At 60.7% G+C, this 290-nt stretch carries 1 protein-coding gene; it reads left to right on the top strand.

What is annotated here, in order from left to right; all coding sequences use genetic code 11:
* Window positions 1-290 (top strand): GTP-binding protein (locus GTP44_RS26910; protein ID WP_229257111.1); only part of this gene is annotated, 290 nt, incomplete at both ends.

Below are 290 nucleotides of genomic sequence, written 5' to 3'. Positions count from 1 at the left end.
GACCCGCGAACACATCCTGCTGGCCCGTCAGGTTGGCGTGCCATACATCGTCGTGTTCCTGAACAAATGCGACCTGGTGGACGACGAAGAGCTGCTGGAACTGGTTGAAATGGAAGTGCGCGAGCTGCTGTCGAAATACGAGTTCCCAGGCGACGACCTGCCGATCATCAAAGGTTCGGCACGTAAAGCACTGGACGGCGACACCGGTCCTCTGGGCGAGCAAGCCATCATGGCCCTGGCCGAAGCACTGGACAGCTACATCCCTACGCCAGAGCGCGCAGTGGACGGCG

The organism is Duganella lactea, assembly GCF_009857505.1.
Lineage (GTDB): Bacteria > Pseudomonadota > Gammaproteobacteria > Burkholderiales > Burkholderiaceae_D > Rugamonas > Rugamonas lactea.
The sequence above is the reverse complement of the archived record's forward strand: the minus strand, read 5'-3'. Positions and strand labels throughout refer to the sequence as shown.